20 protein-coding genes and 1 other RNA gene are annotated in these 21,017 nt (G+C 62.5%); 8 read left to right on the top strand and 13 right to left on the bottom strand.

Annotated features, from left to right (window positions below; translation table 11 throughout):
- Positions 1-1,011, bottom strand: coding sequence for a ligase-associated DNA damage response exonuclease (locus tag RFM98_RS10085; protein ID WP_320308718.1), 1,011 nt, complete (start codon positions 1,009-1,011; stop codon positions 1-3).
- Between the two features lie 229 nt (positions 1,012-1,240).
- Here RFM98_RS10085 and RFM98_RS10080 point away from each other — a divergent pair, with 229 nt between their 5' ends.
- A complete protein-coding gene (locus RFM98_RS10080) occupies positions 1,241-2,185 on the top strand; it encodes a methyltransferase domain-containing protein (RefSeq protein WP_320308717.1) in 945 nt (314 codons plus the stop codon).
- 135 nt (positions 2,186-2,320) lie between these two features.
- Positions 2,321-2,695 (top strand): hypothetical protein, encoded by a 375-nt coding sequence (locus tag RFM98_RS10075; protein ID WP_320308716.1) that lies wholly within the window; start codon positions 2,321-2,323, stop codon positions 2,693-2,695.
- A gap of 129 nt (positions 2,696-2,824) precedes the next feature.
- Here RFM98_RS10075 and RFM98_RS10070 read toward each other — a convergent pair whose 3' ends face one another.
- The 9 genes from RFM98_RS10070 to RFM98_RS10030 form a co-directional block, all read right to left on the bottom strand.
- Positions 2,825-3,766 (bottom strand): 2-hydroxyacid dehydrogenase, encoded by a 942-nt coding sequence (locus tag RFM98_RS10070; protein WP_320308715.1) that lies wholly within the window; start codon positions 3,764-3,766, stop codon positions 2,825-2,827.
- Positions 3,767-3,847: 81 nt separating this feature from the next.
- A complete protein-coding gene (locus RFM98_RS10065) occupies positions 3,848-5,476 on the bottom strand; it encodes an ABC transporter ATP-binding protein (protein ID WP_320308714.1) in 1,629 nt (542 codons plus the stop codon).
- Positions 5,473-5,973, bottom strand: coding sequence for a type II toxin-antitoxin system VapC family toxin (locus RFM98_RS10060; protein WP_320214227.1), 501 nt, complete (start codon positions 5,971-5,973; stop codon positions 5,473-5,475). The genes RFM98_RS10065 and RFM98_RS10060 overlap by 4 nt, the downstream gene beginning before the upstream one ends.
- Positions 5,973-6,206 carry a hypothetical protein gene (locus tag RFM98_RS10055; RefSeq protein WP_320214228.1) on the bottom strand — a complete coding sequence of 78 codons (234 nt, stop codon included), beginning with the start codon at positions 6,204-6,206 and terminating at the stop codon, positions 5,973-5,975. The genes RFM98_RS10060 and RFM98_RS10055 overlap by 1 nt, the downstream gene beginning before the upstream one ends.
- Positions 6,207-6,358: 152 nt before the next feature.
- Positions 6,359-7,498, bottom strand: coding sequence for an ABC transporter permease (locus RFM98_RS10050; protein ID WP_320308713.1), 1,140 nt, complete (start codon positions 7,496-7,498; stop codon positions 6,359-6,361).
- Positions 7,498-8,592, bottom strand: a complete 1,095-nt coding sequence (locus RFM98_RS10045) for a microcin C ABC transporter permease YejB (protein ID WP_320308712.1) — start codon at positions 8,590-8,592, stop codon at positions 7,498-7,500. The genes RFM98_RS10050 and RFM98_RS10045 overlap by 1 nt, the downstream gene beginning before the upstream one ends.
- 30 nt (positions 8,593-8,622) lie before the next feature.
- On the bottom strand, positions 8,623-10,500 hold the full coding sequence (locus tag RFM98_RS10040) for an extracellular solute-binding protein (protein ID WP_320308711.1): 1,878 nt from the start codon (positions 10,498-10,500) through the stop codon (positions 8,623-8,625).
- Positions 10,500-12,377: an extracellular solute-binding protein gene (locus tag RFM98_RS10035; RefSeq protein WP_320308710.1), complete on the bottom strand. Its 1,878-nt coding sequence runs from the start codon at positions 12,375-12,377 to the stop codon at positions 10,500-10,502. Before RFM98_RS10035 ends, RFM98_RS10040 begins: the two co-directional genes overlap by 1 nt.
- Before the next feature lie 274 nt (positions 12,378-12,651).
- Positions 12,652-13,314, bottom strand: a complete 663-nt coding sequence (locus RFM98_RS10030; RefSeq protein WP_320308709.1) for a c-type cytochrome — start codon at positions 13,312-13,314, stop codon at positions 12,652-12,654.
- A 193-nt stretch (positions 13,315-13,507) separates the two neighbouring features.
- Here RFM98_RS10030 and RFM98_RS10025 point away from each other — a divergent pair, with 193 nt between their 5' ends.
- Both RFM98_RS10025 and RFM98_RS10020 read left to right on the top strand, forming a co-directional pair.
- Positions 13,508-14,236: a 3-deoxy-manno-octulosonate cytidylyltransferase gene (locus tag RFM98_RS10025; RefSeq protein WP_320308708.1), complete on the top strand. Its 729-nt coding sequence runs from the start codon at positions 13,508-13,510 to the stop codon at positions 14,234-14,236.
- A 9-nt stretch (positions 14,237-14,245) separates the two neighbouring features.
- Positions 14,246-15,109, top strand: coding sequence for a prephenate dehydratase (locus RFM98_RS10020; protein ID WP_320308707.1), 864 nt, complete (start codon positions 14,246-14,248; stop codon positions 15,107-15,109).
- A gap of 327 nt (positions 15,110-15,436) precedes the next feature.
- Here the strand turns inward: RFM98_RS10020 and RFM98_RS10015 are convergent, their stop codons facing one another.
- The 3 genes from RFM98_RS10015 to RFM98_RS10005 are packed head-to-tail and all read right to left on the bottom strand — an operon-like array spanning position 15,437 to position 17,147.
- Positions 15,437-15,739, bottom strand: coding sequence for a Dabb family protein (locus RFM98_RS10015; RefSeq protein ID WP_320214236.1), 303 nt, complete (start codon positions 15,737-15,739; stop codon positions 15,437-15,439).
- A gap of 10 nt (positions 15,740-15,749) precedes the next feature.
- Positions 15,750-16,691 carry an NAD(+) diphosphatase gene (gene nudC / locus RFM98_RS10010; RefSeq protein ID WP_320308706.1) on the bottom strand — a complete coding sequence of 314 codons (942 nt, stop codon included), beginning with the start codon at positions 16,689-16,691 and terminating at the stop codon, positions 15,750-15,752.
- A 36-nt stretch (positions 16,692-16,727) separates the two neighbouring features.
- Positions 16,728-17,147, bottom strand: a complete 420-nt coding sequence (locus RFM98_RS10005; RefSeq protein ID WP_320214238.1) for an HIT domain-containing protein — start codon at positions 17,145-17,147, stop codon at positions 16,728-16,730.
- A 180-nt stretch (positions 17,148-17,327) separates the two neighbouring features.
- Here RFM98_RS10005 and ffs point away from each other — a divergent pair.
- The 4 genes from ffs (at position 17,328) to RFM98_RS09985 (ending at position 20,889) form a co-directional block, all read left to right on the top strand.
- An RNA gene (gene ffs, locus RFM98_RS10000) (signal recognition particle sRNA small type) lies at positions 17,328-17,424 on the top strand.
- 106 nt (positions 17,425-17,530) lie between these two features.
- The gene (locus RFM98_RS09995; protein WP_320308705.1) at positions 17,531-19,348 is read left to right on the top strand and encodes a DNA polymerase III subunit gamma/tau; all 1,818 of its coding nucleotides are present in this window, start codon (positions 17,531-17,533) and stop codon (positions 19,346-19,348) included.
- 22 nt (positions 19,349-19,370) lie between these two features.
- Complete coding sequence (locus RFM98_RS09990; protein WP_027165932.1) at positions 19,371-19,694, top strand: YbaB/EbfC family nucleoid-associated protein; 324 nt, start codon at positions 19,371-19,373, stop codon at positions 19,692-19,694.
- A 217-nt stretch (positions 19,695-19,911) separates the two neighbouring features.
- Positions 19,912-20,889 carry a cell wall hydrolase gene (locus RFM98_RS09985; RefSeq protein WP_320308704.1) on the top strand — a complete coding sequence of 326 codons (978 nt, stop codon included), beginning with the start codon at positions 19,912-19,914 and terminating at the stop codon, positions 20,887-20,889.
- Positions 20,890-21,017 lie beyond the last annotated feature (128 nt).

Genomic DNA, 21,017 nt, shown 5'->3' with positions numbered 1-21,017 from the left:
TCAATCGCCCTCGTCCTCATACCCCACGAGGTGCAGCGGCCTCGCCGCAATTCCCTCCAGTTCGCACCAGCGCACCAAGGCCTCCTCGCGGCCATGCGTCACCCAGATCTCCCCGGCGCCGGTTTCCTTGATCGTGATGATCAGCTCGTCCCAGTCGGCGTGGTCGGAAATGATCAGCGGCAGCTCGACGCCGCCCTGCTTGGCGCGCTGGCGGATGCGCATCCATCCCGAGGCGAAGCAGGAGATCGGATCCGGAAAACGCCGCGCCCAGCGGTCGGCGAAGGCCGACGGCGGGCCGACGACGATCGCGCCTGCGAAATCGGCCTTGCTGCCGCTCTCCACGGTCCCAGGCTCCAGCCGGCCGAGATCGATGCCCTGGCCTTGATAGTATTCGCTGAGCTTCGCAAGCGCGCCATGGATATAGATCGGCCTGTCGTAGCCGTCGTCGCGCAGCAGCCGCATCACGCGCTGCGCCTTGCCGAGCGCATAGGCGCCGATCAGATGCGAGCGTTCGGGAAACTGCGCCGCCGATTTGAGCACGCGCGCGATTTCCTCATGATCCGGCGGATGGCGGAACACCGGCAGGCCGAAGGTCGCTTCGGTGATGAAGACATCGCACCGGATTGGCTCGAACGGCAGGCACGTGGCGTCCTTCTGGCGCTTGTAGTCGCCGGAGGCGACGATGCGCATGCCCTGGTGCTCGACGGCGATCTGCGCCGAGCCCAGCACATGCCCGGCCGGGTGGAAGGAAACGGAAACGCCATTGATGTCGACCGTTTCGCCAAGCGCTGCTGCCTGCGTCGTTCCGGCGAAATCCTCGCCATGGCGCAGCCCCATGATGTCGAGCGTCTCTTGGGTGGCGAGCACCGAGCGATGGCCGGAGCGTGCGTGGTCGGAATGGCCGTGCGTGATCAGCGCCCGCTCGACGGGCCGCACCGGGTCGATGAAGAAATCGCCGGGCGGGCAATAGAGGCCTTCCGGCCGGGATTTGAGCAGGTCGCTGGCGCGCATCGCACCAAGATAGTGGCTAAATTCCGCGCGGGAAGCCTGTTGCAAGAGACTGCTGACTCGTCCTAGATCGCGATCGCGTTTCGTCGAAACGCCATCACGATCTAACTCTTTGTTGAGCATGATCTCTTTCCGAAAACCGGTTCCCACTTTTTGCTTCGCTGACCTTCGGTTCGGGATCATGCTGTAGAGCCGGCCGCCGGCTCGCCTCGCCGGTAGGATCCTTCAAGAGATGAACCCGCTCCAGGCCTCGTCGGGCGATTTGAACGCCGACCGTCGTGCCGATTTCGCCGAGATGCTGCTCGCGTCGGGTGAGCCCGCGCAGGCGGCGGAGCTTTTGCTTGGCGCGCTGGAACTCGCGCCGCAATGGGCCGCCGGCTGGTTTCGCCTCGGCGAGATGCAGGAAGCGGCTGGCCTGCTCGACCAGGCCGCGCGAGCCTGGGCCATGGCGCTGAAGCTGGAGCCCGCGGACCGACTTGGCGCCGCGCTCAAGCTTCAACTGATCGGCAAGGCGCCCGCCGCCGCGGCGCCGCCCAGCGCCTTTGTCGAGACCTTGTTCGATCACTACGCCGACAGTTTCGAGGAATCGCTCGTCCACAAGCTTGGCTACGGATTGCCGGATTTTCTCAGGCACGCCATCCGCAAGGCAAGGCCCGGCCGATTTCGGCTGGCTCTCGACCTCGGCTGCGGCACCGGCCTGATGGGCGAAAGGCTGCGCCCGTTCGTCGACCGGCTGGAAGGCTACGACATCTCGGCCGGCATGTTGAAGAAAGCCAAAGCCAAAGGCATCTACGACCTGCTGGCCAAGGCCGATCTTCAGCATTTTTCTCACCCTGGCGCGGGAGCCGACCTCGTGGTCGCGGCCGACGTGTTCATCTATGTCGGGGCGCTCGAACGCATTGTCGGCGCGGTGGCCGGCATGCTTGCCGATGGCGGCATGGTCGCGTTTTCGGTCGAGACGCTTGCCGGCGGCGGTGATTTTGCCCTGCGGCCGTCACGGCGCTATGCCCATTCCGAGGCCTATGCGCGGCGCGTGCTTGCCGCCAACGGGCTTGCGGTCCTGTCGCTGGAAAGCATGATTATCCGGCACGACCGGCGCGATCCCATCGAAGGCCTTGCCATCGTGGCTGGCTTCCCGGCCACAGCTGCTCCGAAGAGGAATCCAGAAACCGCATGAGCCCGTGCTTGCTGCGAAAAAGCCTGAATAGCATGGTCGGGATCGCGCGGGGCGGATACCAAATCTTTGTTTTTACGCAATTCCGGACGGAAAACCGATACGCACTTTTCCTGGAATTGCTTTAAGGAGGGATCCATGCGCTGGACCATGGTTGCGTTGGCGTCTTGCCTGTCGGTCGCCGGATGCGTCGGCGGCACATCGATGGCCGAGCGTCAGGACGAGGATGTCCAATCCTCATTGCAATATGACGATGTGCCTTGCGATCAATTGCTGGCGCAGCGCAATCAACTGGCACAGCAGAACAATCTGCCTGCCACCGCCAAGCCGGGCTTCTCCAATCCGGCGATGGGCTTCGGCCCGTTCATGCCTGACACGCGCTCCAAGGCACAGCGCGACAAGAACAAGGCGAGCGGCGAGATCGATGCCATGAACCGCTCGATCGAGCGCCGCGACTGCGGCAAGCCGAAGAAGAAGGAGAGTTTCGGGCTGCCCGGCTCGAAGCCTTCCTGAGAGTTCGATTATCCCGCTCAGCTCACTTCCGTGAGAGCAATCAGGCAATGCAATTCCAGGAAAAGTGCGCAGCGGTTTTCCGACCGGAATTGCGTGAAAACAAGAGTTAGAGCGGTTCGGCGAACCGCTCTAATAACCCGCCTCGCGGTCGACCAGGTTTTCGAGCTTTTCGCCGCGCTCGTAGGCAGCCATCTGGCGAAGCATGATCGGCACCAGATGGGCCGGATCCGACGTCGCCGCCGCATGCGGCGTGACGAACACTTTCGGGTGGCTCCATAACGGACTGGTCTTCGGCAGCGGCTCGACCTCGAACACATCCAGGCTTGCTTCCTTCAGCGTGCCGTCCTCAAGCGCGCGCAATATGTCGGCGTCCTTCTGCAGGCGTCCGCGCCCGGCATTGATCAGCACGGCGCCGCCGAGGCCATTGCGCTTGCGCAGTTCCTTGAGCAGCCCGTAATTGACGATGCCCTGGGTTTGCGGCGTCAGCGGCAACAGCACGACCAGGATGTCGGTGGCGTTGAGGAACGGGATCAGCCCCGACTCGCCGGAATAGGTCGAAACACCCTTCATCGGCCGCTCGCTGCGCGACCAGCCGTTGACGGCGAAGCCGAGTGACAACAGCGCCGAAGCCGCGGCGCGGCCAAGACTGCCAAGCCCCATGATGCCGACGGAGATGTCCCCCGCCACCCGCTGCGGCGGCTCGTGCCATATCTTCTTTTGCTGCTGAACGCGGTAGAGCATGGCCTGGCGATGGTGGTCGAGCACCCGCCAGGCGACATATTCAACCATGTGCTGGGTAAGGTTGTCGGCGACGATCTTGACGATCGGCACATCGGGCAGGCCGGGATCGGCAAAGACATGGTCGACGCCGGCGCCGATCGAAAAGATGGCTCGCAGATTGGGTAGCGACTTGAGAAGGTTGGGCTTCTGCTTCCACACCACCGCATAGGTGATCGACGGATCGTTGGCGCCGTTCGGCTCCAGCACGACCTCGCGCTCGGCCGAGAGCAACTCATGCCAGCGCTGCGGGTGGATGCCCGTGAGGGCAAGCAGGATTTTGCCTTTTTCCATTCTAGGATTTTTCTTCCCTGTTTGAAGCAATTCCAGGAAATGTGTGTAGCGGTTTTCCGTCCGGAATTGCGCGAAAAATAGCTACTCGCTGACCACGCCGGTCGGCGCCGTCTCGATCTTGAAGGCCGCCGCCATCAGCGCCCGCGTATAGTCGGTTTGCGGGCTGCTGAAAATCCGCTCGGACGGTCCGGCTTCGACGATCTGGCCATTGCGCATGACGATGACGTCATTGGCAAGGGCGCGCACGACTTTCAAATCATGGCTGATGAAGAGATAGGCGAGATTGTGCTTGGCCTGCAGGGCGCGCAACAGGTCGACCACTTGCGCCTGCACGCTCATGTCGAGCGCCGAGGTCGGCTCGTCGAGCATGACGAAGCGCGGATTGAGCACCATGGCGCGCGCTATGGCGACGCGCTGGCGCTGACCGCCGGAAAACTCGTGCGGATAGCGGTGGCGCGTTTCGGGATCGAGGCCGACCTCCTTCAGCACCGCGACCACCTTGTCGTCGCGCTCGTCGGGCGTGAGCTTCGGCTCATGGATCTTCAGCCCTTCCTCGATGATCTCCGAGACCGACAGGCGCGGGCTGAGCGATCCGAACGGATCCTGGAAGACGATCTGCAATTCGCGCCGCAGCGGCCGCGTGGCGCTGAAGGAAAGCTGATTGATGTCCCGCCCATTGAAATTGATCGTGCCGGTCGACGAGATCATCCGGGCGAGCGCCAGGCCGAGCGTCGTCTTGCCCGAGCCGGATTCGCCGACCACGCCGAGCGTCTGGCCGGCCCGCACGGTGACGTCGATGCCGTCGACCGCCTTCACATGGTCGACCGTTGTGCGGAAGAAGCCCTTCTTGATCGGGAACCAGACCTTGATGTCCCTGCCTGTCATGACAGCCTTGGCATCCGGATTGGCCGCTGGCGGCTTGCCTTTCGGCTCGGCCGCAAGCAAATGCTTGGTGTAGTCATGCTGCGGGTTGGCGAAGATCTCTTTGGTCGGGCCGCTCTCGACGATCTTGCCTTTGGTCATCACGCAGACGCGGTCGGCGATCCGGCGCACGATGCCGAGATCATGCGTGATGAACAAGAGCGACATGCCCTTGCGGCTCTTCAGCTTCGCCAGCAGTTCGAGGATCTGCGCCTGCACGGTGACGTCGAGCGCCGTCGTCGGCTCGTCGGCGATCAGAAGCTCCGGCTCGTTGGCCAGGGCCATGGCGATCATGACGCGCTGGCGCTGGCCGCCGGAGAGTTGGTGCGGATAGGCATCGAGACGCTTTTGCGGATCGCGGATGCCGACCTCGGTCAGCAGCTCCAGCGTGCGTGCGCGGGCCGGCGCATCGCGCAGGCCCTGATGCAATTGCAGCACCTCGACGATCTGCTGCTCGATCGTGTGCAGCGGGTTGAGCGAGGTCATCGGCTCCTGGAAGATCATGGTGACCTTGTTGCCGCGCACGCCGCGCAACGCCTTCTCGTTGGCGCTCAACAAGTCGGCACCGTTAAACAGGATCTTTCCAGAAGGATGGCTGGCCGCGGGGTAGGGCAGAAGCTTCAGCACCGAGAGCGCCGAGACCGATTTGCCCGACCCGGATTCGCCGACCAGCGCCAGCGTCTCGCCCTTGGCGATGTCGAAGGAGACGCGGTCGACGGCAATCGACTGCTTGCCGCCTTGCGCGAAGGCGACGCTCAGATCTTGGACGGACAGCAGGGGGGCGGTCATCCTTCCATTTCCGTAATGATTTTATCGAGAACGGAAATCTCCGGTCGGACAATCGAAATCTCGGCTGTCAATTGCGGAGGAACGAGTCTGTCCGGTGCGACAGAATAAGCGCCCTTCAATCTGACATCGGCAGTCAGGAATTGTGCGCAGCCGAAGTGCATTGCCGTGGAGAGGTGAATCGCATCGGGTAGCCTGAGAGAAACGAATTTTGAACGAAGCTGAGCGGCGTGCCACAGGATTTCACGAGTTACCGTCCCAATCGAGATAAAGGCATTACCAATCGAGATATTGTCATAAAGCTCGATAAGCGACGCATTGCCCTTTTTCAAAGGGTCCACCATCAACTCAGCCAGCACGATCTCGCTTGTCGCGATGAAAGGTTGCTTTCTGCCCTCGTTCAAAGACACGAGCTGAAGCAGTTTTCTTGCAAGAGCATCATTATTTTCGAAAGCGTAGATGAAAATGTTCGTGTCGACGTAAAGCCGGAAGGCGGCCATCAGTCCTCCCACTCGTCACGGAGGGCGCGAACACGCGCCACAGCCTCTTCGAGGCTTGTCCCTGGAGCATTGGCCTGGGCGTTCCGCATAAGTTCAAGCAGTTGCTTGCGGGCAAGGGGCCGTTTGGCCTCCTCCTCCACGGTCACTGTAACCGAGGCACTCAATGCTATACCCTCACGCAACTCATCCGGAAGTTTCGATGCGGGATAATGCTCGAGGATGACCTTATTCATAACTCCGTCCTCTCGTGGATCGCGGCGCGGAGAACGTGCGGATGTTCACCACTCACGGTCGCCAGTAGTTTTGCCAATTGACACCCACGCCCACTTTAATTCGTATCGCCACATTGAAAATATAACATGCCGGGTGCCAATCCGCATTGTAGTCATTTGAACGTCTTGCGCGGATCGAAGGCGTCGCGCGTCGCCTCGCCGATGAAGACCAGCAGCGACAGCATCAGTGAAATCACGATGAAGCCGGAGATGCCGAGCCACGGCGCGTTGAGATTGCGCTGCGCCTGTTTCAGCAGCTCGCCGAGCGACGCGGAACCCGGTGGCAGGCCGAAGCCGAGATAGTCGAGCGAGGTCAGCGTCGAGATCGAGCCTGAGAGCAGGAATGGCAGGAAGGTCAGCGTCGCCACCATGGCGTTGGGCAAAAGGTGGCGGAACATGATGGTTAGGTTGGGCACGCCGAGCGCGCGCGCGGCGTTGACATATTCGAAGTTGCGCGCGCGCAGGAACTCGGCCCGCACGACGCCGACCAGCGCCACCCAGGAGAACAACAGCATCAGGCTAAGCAGGATGAAGAAGCCGGGCGGCAGGATCGCGGAGACGATGAGCAGCAGATAGAGCACCGGGATCGCCGACCAGATCTCGATGAAGCGCTGGAACAGAAGGTCGGTCCAGCCGCCGAAATAGCCTTGCACCGCGCCGGCCGCGACGCCGATCAGCGAGGAGCCGAGCGTCAGGATAAGCCCGAACAGCACCGAAATGCGAAAGCCGTAGACTACGCGCGCCAGCACGTCGCGGGCCTGGTCGTCGGTGCCCAGCCAGTTCCAATTGCCGACGACGCAGTTCTCGTCGGCGTCTCCCTTCGGATATTGGCTGCAGCGCGCCTTCTTGTCGTAGAGCCAGGAGGGCTTGGCGGGCGCTGCTTCAGGGATGGCGTTGTTGACGGTCTGGTAGGAGTAGCGGACCGGCGGCCAGATCATCCAGCCATTGGCATTGATCTCGTCCTGGATCACCGGATCGCGATAATCGGTGACCGCATAGAAGCCGCCGAACTTCTCTTCCGGATAGGCGACGAGCACCGGAAACAGGATCTCGCCCTTGTAGGAGGCGATGATCGGCTTGTCGTTGGCGATCAGCTCGGAAAACAGCGACAGCACGAACAGCAGCAGGAAGATCCACAGCGACCAGTAGCCGCGCCGGTTCGCCTTGAAGTTCTGCAGCCGCCGCTGGTTGAGCGGCGACAGCCACGGACGGGCGGCGCGGGCCGGATTGGTTTCGGCCGATGCTATTGCCATCAAACGTCTCTCCGCTCGAAATCTATGCGCGGATCGACCCAGGTGTAGATCAGGTCCGACAGCAGGCCGACGAAAAGGCCGAGCAGCGAGAAGATGTAGAGATTGGCGAAGACCACCGGATAGTCGCGGTCGATCACCGACTTGAAGCCGAGCAGGCCAAGCCCGTCGAGCGAGAAGATGTTCTCGATCAGCAGCGAGCCGGTGAAAAAGGCTGATATGAACGCGCCGGGGAAGCCGGCGATGACGATCAGCATGGCGTTGCGGAAGACGTGGCCGTAGAGCACCTTGTGCTCGGACAGGCCCTTGGCGCGCGCCGTCACCACATATTGCTTGCGGATTTCCTCGAGGAAGGAATTCTTGGTGAGCAGCGTCGTCGTCGCGAAGGCCGACAGCACCAGTGCCGTCAGCGGCAGCGTCATGTGCCAGAAATAGTCGATGATCTTGTTCGGCCAGGACAACTGGTCCCAATTGTCGGAGACGATGCCGCGCAGCGGGAACCAGTCCCAGAACGAGCCGCCGGCAAACAGCACCATCAAGAGGATGCCGAACAGAAAGCCGGGGATGGCGTAGCCGACGATCACCACGCCGCTCGTCCAGATATCGAATGTCGAGCCGTCCTTCACCGCCTTGCGGATGCCAAGCGGGATCGAGATCAGGTAGGACAGAAGCGTGATCCACAGCCCGATCGAGATCGACACCGGCATCTTTTCCAGGATCAGGTCGAGCACCGAGATGTCGCGGAAATAACTGTCGCCGAAGTCGAAGCGGCTGTAGTTCCACAGCATCATGCCGAAGCGCTCGAGCGGCGGCTTGTCGAAGCCGAACTGCTTTTCCAGCTTCTTGATGAATTCAGGGTCGAGCCCCTGCGCGCCGCGGTATTTCGAGCTGACGTCGCCCGAGACATCGAAATTAGTGGCGCCGGCATCGCCACCGCCGCCGCCCAGCCGATCGTTGCCGCCCTGATTGGTGAGCCTGGCGATGACCTGCTCCACCGGCCCGCCCGGCGCAAACTGGATCACGGCGAAGGAGATCGCCATGATCCCGAACAGCGTCGGGATCATCAGAAGGACGCGGCGCAGAATATAGGCGCCCATCAGGCTGCCGGTCCCGCGCGAAGGGGAGTGTCAGGCCTTGCCAATTTTTGCCGCCTTGCCCTTGTCGACCCACCACAGCGCTTCGACCGGAAAGCCGAAATCGGGTTTATGCTCGGGAAAGCCGAACATGTCCCAATAGGCGCTTCGGTGATTCGCCAGATACCAACTTGGAATCCAATCGCGCTGCGCGCGCAAGGCCCGATCGAGCGCCCGCATCGCGACCGTCAGGCTGTCGCGGTCCTTGGCCGCACCGACGGCGTCTATGAGCGCGTCGACGGCCGGGCTCGCTATGCCAGGCAGGTTGCGCGAGCCTGAAACGCCCGCACTTCGCGAATGAAAGAAGATTTCAAGGTCATCGCGGGTCGGCGTGGCGCTGAAGGAGAAAGCGGCCGAGACCAGGTCGAAATCGAACGTCGATTGCCTGAGCTGGTATTGGGCCGAATCGACCAGCCGGATCGAGGCATCGATGCCGATCGCCTTCATATTGGCGACCCACGGCGAATAGACCTGCACGAAGGTCTCGTCGTCGACGAGGAATTCGGCGGGCAGCCGCCCGCCCTTGTCGTTGACGACGAAATCGCCGGAGCGTTTCCAGCCCGCTTCGCCAAGCAGCTTCGCGGCCTTGCCGAGTTGTTTGCGGTCACGCCCCGAACCGTCCGAAGCCGGTTGCGTCACCGCCTCGCCGAAGACCTCCGGCGGCAGCTTGTCGCGCAACGGCTCGAGCAGGGCGAGTTCCTCCGGCGATGGTGTGCCGTCGGCGCGAAAGTCCGATTTCTCGAAGCAGGATTGCGAGCGCTCATAGGAGCCATAGAAGAAATTACGCCGTGTCCATTCGAAATCGAAGCAGAGCGCGATCGCCTGCCGCACGCGCGGGTCGTGGAACTGCTCGCGCCGCAGGTTGACGGCCGTGGCCTGCATTGAGGGCACCGTTTCGGCCGGGAATTCGTGCTTGACCACCTTGCCGGCTGTGAAGGCCGGAAAGTCGTAAGCGGTCGCCCAGACGCGTGAGGTGAACTCCTCGCGATAGAGGATCTCCCCCTTCTTGAAAGCCTCGAAGCCGGCCGTGCGGTCTTGATAGAACTCGATGCGGATACGCGCGAAATTATTCTGGCCGCGATTGACCGGCAGGTCGTTGCCCCAATAGTCGACTACCCGCTCATACTCGATCCAGGCGCCCGCCGACCAGCGCCCGGTCTTGTACGCGCCCGATCCGAGCGGCGGATTGAGCTGCGAGGAATCGAACGGGTTGGCCGTAAAAAAGGCCTTGGACAGGATCGGAAATCCGACAATGTTGAGGATTGTGCGGGCCGACTGCTTGCCGTCAAATTTGAGCTCGACGGTGTGGGCGTCCTTCGCCACGGCGTCGTCCAGATGCGTCAGCGGCAACGCGTAGTCCGGATGCCCTTTGTCCTTCAGCAGCTTGAAGGTGAAGGCGACATCGTCGGCAGTGAGTGGCGTGCCGTCATGGAAGTGCGCCTGCGGGCGCAGTGAGAAGGTGAAACCGTTGCGATCGTCCGAGATTGTGACACCGTCGGCGATCAGCCCATAGACCGAGTCCGGCTCGTCGAGCGCCCGTACCATCAAGGAGTCGAAGCACATTTCCATACGCTGCGGCGCATCCCCCTTGGGGACGAATGCATTCAGCGTGTTGAATGTCTGCGGGCTTTGATTGGCGCCCCAGTTGGGCGGCGAAAAGTTGAAAGTGCCACCTTGCGGCGCATCGACATTGACATAGTCGAAATGCGTGAAATCCGGTTTGTATTTGAGATCGCCGAAGGCCGACAGGCCGTGCACCTTGACGCCGGTCGGAATGGCGGCGAAAGCCTTTCCGGACAGCAGTGCCGCAGCCGCCGTTGCAGCGCCTAGCGCCAGGAATTCGCGACGAGGAAGCAATGTCTGCCGCCTCATCAGTTGCCCCTGTATTTGGCAGCCAGCGCCTTTTCCTTCGCGGCGTCGATCCACCAGGAATCGATATCGGCGCCGCGGTAAGTGGGCTGCTTTTCCGGCATGCCGAACTTGTTCCAATAGGCGAGCCACACCACCGCGCGGTAGTATTGCGGCACGGCATAGTAGTTCCACAGCAGCACCCGATCGAGCGCATGGGTGGTGGCGACGAGATCGTCGCGATCGGTGGCGAAAATGATGCGGTCGACGAGCGCGTCGACGACTGGGTTCTTGATGCCGGAATAGTTGCGCGATCCTGGCGTGTCCGCCGCCTTCGAGCTCCAGAAGTCGCGCTGCTCGTTCCCAGGCGATTCCGATTGCGCGAGTATGCTGGTGACGACGTCGTAATCGAAGTTGTTGACGCGGTTGATGTACTGGGTCTGGTCGATGATCCGCAGCGTGGCATCGACGCCGATCTTGCGCAGATTGGCGATCCAAGGGCTGGCGATGACCTGGTCGGTGTCGTTCCAGCCAAGGATCTCGAACTTGAACGGCGCGCCGGTCTTGGCGTTCACCATCTTGCCGCCCTTGATCACCCAGCCCGCCTGGGCGAAGAGGTCGACCGCCTGCTTCAGGTATTTCCGCTCTGCTTGCGGTGAATCGTAGACCGGCAGCTTGAATTCCTGGGTGAACAGTTCCGGCGGCAGCTTGTCGCGGTATTTTTCCAGGATATCCAGTTCCTTGCCCTGTGGCAGTCCGCTCGACGCCAGCTCGGTGCCCTGGAAATAGCTCTTGGTGCGCGTGTTCGAGTTGTAGAACAGCGTGCGGTTCATCGTCTCGAAGTCGAACGGATAGGTCAGCGCCGCGCGCACCAGCCGGTCCTGGAACAGCGGCCGCCGCTGGTTGAGCACGAAAGCCTGCATCGGCTCAGGCGATGTGGTCTTGAATTCCTTTTTGATCACGTCGCCTGCGCTGACCGCCGGAAAATTGTAGGCCGTCGCCCAGCGCCGCGAACTGTTTTCCGGCTTGATGTCGTCAAGCCCGCCCTTGGTGAAGGCCTGCCAGGTGGCATTGTCGTCCAGTATGTAGGTGAAGCGTTGGGTGTCGAAATTCTCACGCCCGATCTTCACCGGCAGCTTGGCGCCCCAATAGTCGGGCACGCGCTGCCAGACGATTTCCGAACCCGGCTTGAAGCCGGCGATCCTGTAGGCGGCGGAGCCCAGCGGCGGCTCGAGCGTCGGCCTTGTGATGTCGCGCTTCTTGCCGCTGGCGTCGGTACCCTCCCACCAATGCTTCGGCAGCACGACGAGATCGCCGAGGATCTTGGGCAGTTCCCGGTTGCCCTTCTGGTTGAAATGGAATTCGACCTCACGGTCGGAGACCGCGACCGCTTCGGTCACGTTCTCGAAATAGCGGTTGTACATCGGGCTGTTGGTTTTGAGCACCTGGAAGGACCAGATCACGTCGTCGACGGTGATCGGCTGGCCGTCATGCCATTTCGCGCGAGGGTCGAGCCTGTAGGTAGCCGAGGAATAATCCTGTGGGTACTTGTAAGCCTCGGCAATGAGAGGGTGGCTGACGCTACCCTCGTCGGTCGCCTGATCCATCAGCGTATCGTAGAGCAGCCCGCCGCCGAATTGCGCGAAGCCGGAGGCCGGCGATCCCTGCACGATATAGGGGTTGAAGCTGTCGAATGTGCCCGTAACCACGGAATTGTAGCTTCCGCCTTTCGGCGCATCCGGGTTGACGTAGTCGTAGCGCTGGAAATTCTCGCCATATTTGGAAGGGCCGATCAGTGAGGACGTCGTGTGCCACTCATCGGCGAAGCCGGGTTGCAGGCTGGTGGCGAAGGCGAGCGCGAACGCCGATGCGAAAAGCGTGCGGAAGCGGCCAACCTTCATGCGTTCTCCTCGTCGCGAACCCTGGAGCATTCTTCGTTTCACGGAAACGACGGCCGCTCTATCGCTTTGTCTCGATGCAACTCCGGACGGAAAACCGGTTCCCCGCTTTTCCTGGAATTGCTCTACCCACCCGCAATCTAGATCATTTGACGGCGGTGAAAACCGAAAGGGCAGTCTTTGTCACCCAATATGCGGCTTTCCTAACAGAAAAGCCGGGACGAACCCGGCTTTTCCAAGGAAGTCTCTATGACAAATTGTTTATTGAGCGGGTTGTTTATTGAGCGGGCGCGGCGGGCTTGGCCGGAGCGTTTCCCTCGGCCGGCTTGGCGGCAGCGTCCGCAGGCTTCGCGGCAGCGTCCGCAGGCTTGGAAGCGTCGGCGGCGGCGCCCGGCTGCGGCAGCGGCTTCGGATTGTCCGACAGCGTGCGCAGATAGGCGATCACGTTGGCACGGTCTTCTTCTTTCGGCAGGCCGGCAAAGCCCATCGCCGTGCCCTTCACGTCCTTCTTGGGCGAAGTGATGAAGCGGTTGATGTTTTCGTAGGTCCACTTCTCGGTGCCGCCCTTGGAATATTCCTTCATGCCGGCCGAATAGGCGAAGCCCTCATGCGAGGCGACCGGACGGTCGACGATGTCCCAAAGATCGGGGCCGACCTTGTTCGGGCCGCCTTTTTCACCCGAGTGACAGGCCTGGCATTTCTTGAAGATGGCCGCACCCGCGTCAGCGCTGGCGGTGGCAAGCAGGTCGGCGATCGGCTTTTCGGCTGCGGCAGGCGCGGCGGCGCCACCCTCCGTCGGCTCCTGGGCTTCGATGGCGAAGCCGGGCTTTTCGGGGGCAGGCGAGGCAAACAGCCCGTCCGAGACCAGGCCTATCGAAAAGACGATGAAGCAGGTTCCCAGAAATCCGCCGAGCAGCTTGTTGACTTCGCTGGAATCCATACGCCCCTTGCTCCCTTTTCCGGCGGACCGTCCCGTCCACTCCGTCCGTCGGTATCGCGAACTGCCCCGAAAGGCCAGTCAAATCGGGCGGAAACTAGGTCTTTTGCTCTGGCGTTGCAACACCTATAAGGGCGCTTCCAGTGAGACCTTTTGCCACTTTTCCATCCGCGTTTTTCGACCGCCCTGAAATCCGATGTCAACCTTGATCCTGATCCCCGCCCGCATGGCCTCGACGCGCCTGCCGGGCAAGCCGCTGGCCGACATTGCGGGCGCGCCGATGATCGTCCACGTCGCCCGCCGCGCCGCCGAGGCCGGGCTTGGCCGCGTGGTGGTGGCGACCGACACGCAAGCGGTCGCGGAGGCCGTGCGCGCGCATGGCTTCGAAGCGGTCATGACCCGCATGGATCACGAATCCGGCTCGGACCGGATCTTCGAGGCGCTGACGGCCCTCGATCCCGAACAGCAGGTGGAAACGATCGTCAACGTCCAGGGCGACCTGCCCACCATCGATCCCGAGATCATCGGCGCGTCGCTGCGGCCGTTCGAGGACAGGTCGGTCGATATCGCCACGCTCGGCGTCGAGATCGTGCGCGACGAGGAGAAGACCAACCAGAACGTGGTCAAGATCGTTGGCTCGCCGCTGTCGTCGACACGGCTGAAAGCGCTCTATTTCACCCGCGCCACCGCGCCCTGGGGCGAGGGTCCGCTCTATCATCACATCGGCCTTTACGCTTATCGCCGCGCAGCGCTCGAACGCTTCGTGGCGCTGAAGCCGTCGCCGCTGGAGCGTCGCGAGCGGCTGGAGCAGCTGCGCGCGCTGGAAGCCGGCATGCGCATCGACGCCGAGATCGTCCAATCGCTGCCGCTCGGCGTCGACACGCCCGACGACCTCGAGCGGGCAAGAAAGATCCTTTCAAACTGAGATATCGGCATGACCGCTAAGACCAACAGAATTTCCTTCCAGGGCGAGCCCGGCGCCAACTCCGACACCGCCTGCCGCAACATGTTCCCGTCGATGGAACCGTTGCCTTGCCCGACCTTCGAGGACGCCTTCAACGCGGTCGAGACCGGCAAGGCCGAGCTTGCCATGATCCCGATCGAGAACACGATCGCCGGGCGCGTGGCCGACATCCATCACATCTTGCCGGAATCGAAGCTGCATATCGTCGGCGAATATTTCTTGCCGATCCACTTCCAACTGATGGTGCTGCCGGGCGTGAACCGCGAAGAGATCAAGACCGTGCACAGCCACATCCATGCGCTCGGCCAGTGCCGCAAATACATCCGCAAGAACGGCTGGAAGCCGGTGGTCGCCGGCGACACGGCGGGCTCGGCGAAGATGGTGTCGGAGGTCAGGGACCGCACCATGGCCTCGCTGGCGCCGGCTTTAGCCGCCGAGCTCTATGGGCTCGACATCATCGAGAAGAATGTCGAGGACACCGACTCCAACGTCACCCGCTTCGTCGTGCTGACCAAGAACAAGCAATGGGTGGAGCGCCCCGCGCCGGACGCCAGGATGATGACGACCTTCATCTTCCGTGTCCGTAACGTCCCGGCCGCGCTCTACAAGGCCATGGGCGGCTTCGCCACCAACGGCATCAACATGACCAAGCTGGAGAGCTACCAGCTCGGCGCCTTCACCGCGACGCTGTTCTACGCCGACATCGAGGGCCATCCGGACGATCCGCTGGTCAAGCTGGCGCTCGACGAACTGCGCTTCTTCTCGCGCGAAGTGCGCATCCTCGGCGTCTATCCGGCAAGCGCCTCGCGCGAACAGTGGAAGGTGGCGGATTAGCCTTTTCGCACGTTTTCAGGAAGGAGCCGGCGCCGCGGCCAGCCCCTTCTCCCCGTCACTATACGGGGAGAAGTGCCCGGCAGGGCGATGAGGGGCAGCGCTGACTTCGACGGTTAACGCGTCCAAATTCGAGTCGAGGCCAGAAGCTCGCATTTGGCCTCCAGCGTCTGTGCCGCCCCTCACCTGCCTGCCGGCATCCTCTCCCCGTATAGTGACGGGGAGAGGGGCGCTGTCACTGCTGATTTCGCTAATCGTCAAAGCCGCAGAAAGGGAGCAGCAGGGGACGAAATGTTTCACTATTGTGATTGATGCCGGAACCGATTTTGGTCAGCCAAACCCCAGCGGCACGTAGTCGATCTCCATGAACTTATCGACCTCGGGCACCCAGCGGTCGCGCACGAAGGCGACGTGGTCGGGATGCTCGTTGTAGCGCGTGTAGGCGGCCTGGTCGGCGAACTCCATCGAGAAGCCGAACTGGTAGTCGTTCTTCGGGCTCACCTGCCGCAGCTGCTCGAAATGCGTGACGCCCTTGATCCCGGTGAGGATTTTCTTGGCGTCGTGAAGGAACCGCTTTGTCTCCAGCGACTGCAAGGGATGCTTCAGCGTGAACACGACGGTGTGACGGATCATTTCTCGGCTCCTATTCGCTGTCGACCCAGGCGCGGATGAGGTGATGGGCGATCGCCCCTTTCGGCGGTGTAATCAAGCCACCGGCATGCTGCCTGTCCAGCATCGTGCGCACCTCGTCGCGCAGGAACCAGCGGCAGTCCTCGAGCTCGTTGAGGTCGGCCTGGATGTCTTCGTTGATCGGCTCGCCGAAGCAGCCGATCATCAGCGAATAGGGAAACGGCCAGGGCTGGCTGGCGTGGTAGACGACGCGGCCGAGCCTAATGCCCGCCTCCTCCAGCGTTTCGCGCCGCACCGCCGCCTCGATCGTCTCGCCCGGTTCGATGAAGCCGGCAAGCGCCGAATACATGGCTGGCGCGAAATGCTTGCCGCGCCCGAGCAGGCATTTTTCGCGCGTCACCGTCAGCATGATCGCCACCGGGTCGGTGCGCGGGAAATGGTCGGTGCCGCAGGCCGGGCAATGCCGCCTGTAGCCGCCGGCGCGCATCTCCGAGCGGTTGCCGCATTTCGAGCAAAAGGCGTGGCTTGCGTGCCAGGCGAGCAGTGCCGCGCCCTGCGCCAGCGCGCCGGCGGCCGCCTCGTCGATCAGCCCCTGCATGTAGACGGAACGATAATCGATCGCCTTGATCGTCTCGGGCAGTTTTTCCGGCTCGATGCCGGCAGGCACCGCCAGCACCGGCCCGCTGTCGGAAAAGCCGAGCAGCACACCGTGGTCGAGCGAAACCTCGAAGGCTTGGCTTTCATCCGCCTTGAACCAGGGGTCGAACTTGCCGTCGTCGAGTTTGAGATAGAGCCGGCCGCCATGCATCAGCATCAGCCGCGCGGTTGGGTCGGCCAGAGCTTTTTCCACCGCATCGTCGGCGCGGTTCTCGGACTGCCGGTCGATCTGGTTGCCGGCGAAACCGACGAACTGGCTCGGCTCGCGCAAGGGCGCGTCAAACAGGCGAAAGCTCATGGGGACTCGGGAATGTGCAGGTGGACACTGGTCAGCTTATAGCGCCGCCTTGATCGTTTGGGCAAACCGCCTGATATCGGAGCGCTGGTAGGGTTCGCGAATGCCGTGACCCCAGACCGGTCCTGGCCAACCGGGATCGCCCTCGGACCGGGCGACGACGTGGACATGCAGCTGGCGCACGATATTGCCGAGCGCGCCGGTGTTGATCTTGGTGCAGCCGGTCACCCGCTTTAGCGCCTGCGCCACCATATTGGTCTCGAAAGTCAGCATCGCCTGGTCGAGCGGCGTCATTTCGTGGATTTCTTCCATGCCCGGCCGTTGCGGCACCAGCACCAGCCATGGCCAGCGGCGGTCGTTCATCAGCCTGAGCTCGCAAAGGCCAAGCCACATAAGCTGCTCGCTATCCGCCTCCAGCCGGGCGTCCAGCGTAAATCCGGCCTTGAGGCCAGGCAGCATGGGCGTTTCCTTTGCTTTTGTAAGCATTTTCCAAACCCGGAACGCTAGAGCGGCGGCAAGGTGGCTGCAAGCGATTCATTGACCGCTGTTATCGATTTGAAGGACTTTCCAGTCGCTATGTGGCTGCAGGTTCCGGCTCTGCCCTTGCATTTCGCCGCCGAATTGCCGATATGGAGCGCGGGAGGTTGGTGGTGGACGATCCACTCGCCAACCGGGTCAGGTCCGGAAGGAAGCAGCCCTAACGAGCCCGGAACGGGTCATTGTTCCAGCCTCCCACCTCTTCGCCTTTCTCCCGCGACATTGACGGTGCCAAGCCGTGCGGGTGAGACTATGCGCAGGAATCGGCCGCCTTCCGTCGCGGTCCTGGGAGCTTTTGACGGCGAATGAGCGAAGCCGGAAATTTGGGGCCAGAAAGCCTGGAAACAGGAAAGGCCGGCGCCTATCGCGTCCTGGCGCGCAAATACCGTCCTTCGAATTTTTCCGAGCTGATCGGCCAGGAGCCGATGGTCCGCACGCTGACCAATGCGTTTGCCACCGGCCGCATCGCCCAGGCCTGGATGCTGACCGGCGTGCGCGGTGTCGGCAAGACGACGACCGCGCGCATCCTCGCGAGGGCCTTGAACTACAAGACCGCAACAGTAGACCAACCCTCGGTCGATCTTTCGATCCCCGGCGAGCATTGCCAGGCGATCATGGAAGGCCGCCATGTCGACGTCATCGAGATGGATGCCGCCTCGCATACCGGCATCGACGACATCAGGGACATCATCGACCGCGTGCGCTACGCGCCGGTCTCGGCCCGCTACAAGGTCTACATCATCGATGAAGTGCACATGCTCTCCACCCAGGCCTTCAACGGCCTGTTGAAGACGCTGGAAGAGCCGCCGCCGCACGTCAAATTCATTTTCGCCACCACCGAGATCCGCAAGGTGCCGATCACGGTCCTGTCGCGCTGCCAGCGCTTCGACCTGAGGCGCATCGATGCCGGCGCGCTGGTCGGGCATCTGTCCTCGATCGCGGCCAAGGAAGGCATTTCCGTCGACGACGAGGCCTTGGCGATGATCGCGCGTGCCGCCGAAGGCTCGGCGCGCGATTCGCTCTCCATCCTTGACCAGGCGATCGCCCATGGCAGCGGCACCGTCAGCGCCGATGCGGTGCGCGCCATGCTCGGCCTCGCCGACCGCGCCCGCATCATCGACCTGTTCGAGCATGTCATGAAGGGCGACGTGGCGGCGGCCCTGGCCGAGTTCCGCGCGCAATACGACACCGGTGCCGATCCGGCTGCCGTGCTCACCGATCTTGCCGAATTCAACCACCTCGTCACCAGGTTGCGCTTCGTGCCGACAGCCGCAGACGACGCGTCGCTCTCCGAGGACGAGCGCCGGCGCGGCGCCGAATTCGCCGGCACGCTCTCGGTGCGCGTGTTGTCGCGAACCTGGCAGATGCTGCTCAAGGGCATACCCGAGGTGCAGTCGTCCAACCGCCCGGTCAGCGCCGGCGAAATGGTGCTGATCAGGCTGGCGCATGCCGCCGACCTGCCGACACTGGACGAGGCGCTGAAATCGCTGGAAGGCGCCGGCCCGCTGCCGAACGGCGTTCCGCGCGCCAATGCAGCACCGGCAAATCCGGGCAATGGCGGCGGCGCCAGTGCTGTCGCGCAGACCCGGATGCCGACCTCCGGTGGCGGTGCGCAGACCATGCGCCTGGTCGAAGCGCAGCCCGCGCCCGCCGCGTTTGTTCCGGCGCCGGAACCGGTCACCGAGACGCCTGTCGTTCCGGTCAAATCGCTGGCCGACATTGTTGCGCTTGCCGACGCCAATCGCGACATGGCCTTCAAGGTGCTCTTGAAACGCTGCGTGCGGCCGGTGCGCATCGAGCCAGGCCGTCTCGACGTCACCCTGACCGACGACGCGCCCAAGATGCTGCTCAACGACCTGACCTCCAAGCTGCGCGCCTGGACCGGCCGCAACTGGCTGGTGTCGCTGTCGAAGGAAGAGGGCGGCCAGACATTGGCCGAGATGGAGACGACGAAGCGCGAGAACGCCTTCTCCGACGCCAAGAGCGACCCGACGGTCGCGGCCATCCTCGCCCGCTTTCCGGGCGCCAAGATCATCGACGTGCGCATTCCGGACGTGCCGGACGTGGAAGTGACCGAGGCCGAAGTGCCGGTCGAGCCTGCCGCCGACGACGACGAAATCTGAAACAATCTTAGAGGACAACCCGATGAAAGATCTTCTCGGCCTGATGGGCAAGGCAAAGGAAATGCAGGCCAAGTTCCAGGCCATGCAGGACGAGATAGCCACGCTCGAAGCCACCGGCCAGGCCGGCGGCGGTCTGGTCAGCATCACGCTCACCGGCAAATTCGAGATGAAGGCGCTTAAGATCGATCCCTCGCTCATCAAGGCGGACGAAGCCGAGATCCTCGAGGACCTCATCCTGGCCGCCCACAATGACGCCAAAAATAAGGTCGAGCAGATCATGCAGGAGAAGACCAAGGCGTTGACGGCGGGCCTGCCGATTCCGCCCGGAATGAAATTGCCGTTCTGAGGCGGCATCCGCCAGTTAATTGATTATGAACGGAAATTGAGTGCGCGGCGCGTTGTTAACCATTTTGCCGGCGTTGCTCACGGGCTCATTTCGCGGCTTTCATAAAGTTTTACCCAAGTCCAGAAGTTGCTAACCCTCTAGCCATCTTTTTGCCCGAAAGAGTCTCATTCTTGCCACATCTCGGGGCGGGCTGGCATCTGGACATGAGGCTTTTTTGGTGATCGCGACGCGATGGAAGACGCCGCTGCTGCTCGTCGGCATCGTCACTTCCCCCTTGCTCCTGGCCGGCTGCAGCCAGACCACTTCCTCCCATGGCATGTCGGTGTCGGGCCTGACCGACGCGCTTACGCCGAGCTTCCTCACACGTTCCTCCAGCCACTCGCTGAAGGACAAGGAATGCCTGCAAAGGGCGATGTTCTTCGAGTCCAACCGGTCGAGCCGCGACGGCATGATCGCCGTCGGCACGGTCGTGATGAACCGTCTGCGCTCGGGCCAGCATGGCAACACCATCTGCGAGGTCGTCGGCGAGAAGGGGCAGTTCGCGCCCGGCGTGATGACCCGGCCGATGAATTCGAGAGCGCTGCCCGATGTCGAGGAAGCTGCGGACGCGGTGCTGCGAGGCGAGCGCAAGGCTAAACTCAAGAACACGATGTATTTCCACACCGCCGGCCTGCGCTTCCCTTACAATAACATGCACTACACGATGGTGGCCGGCGGCAACGCCTTCTATGAGAAGCGCGGCCGCAACTGGCAGCCGCTGCCGGACGAGCCGATGGTCGCCATGACCTCGGATGGCCAGCAGAAGCCCGCGGCCGCCGCGCCGGTGCTCGTGGCCTCCGCCGAGCCGATCGTCAAGACGATCGTTCGTCCAGACCCCGCAAAGCAGGCCGCAATGGCCGCCGCGCAAACCGAGGACGCTTCCGCCGAACAGACCTATGTGACCGCTGCCGCAGCGCCGGCTGCACTATTCGCGAAGTCCGGCCGTATCGCGCAAAAGCAGACGGTCGTGGCGATGCAGGAGCCGATGGCCGAACCGGACGCCACGCGTTTCGGCGGCACGCTCAAGGGTCGCTACATCACCTCGGTGCCAAACCCGCCGCAGGAAGCGTCGATGGGCTTCCAGTCGACGCCTGAGAACACCGACGCCATCGGTGCGATGATCGTCAGCCAGGGCCGGCCGCTGGAAACCAACTGAAACCCGATTCCATCCAGAGCAGGGCCCGCCATGGCAGCATGGCGGGCCCTGTGCTCTTGCCGGCTGTTCCAAACCGCGCTGAAAAATCCTGGAGCAGTTCACCGTTCCAGGGAAACGATGAACTGCTC

This window comes from Mesorhizobium australafricanum (assembly GCF_033977265.1).
Classification (GTDB): Bacteria; Pseudomonadota; Alphaproteobacteria; order Rhizobiales; family Rhizobiaceae; genus Mesorhizobium; species Mesorhizobium australafricanum.
This window is presented reverse-complemented; position numbering and strand designations above follow the sequence as displayed.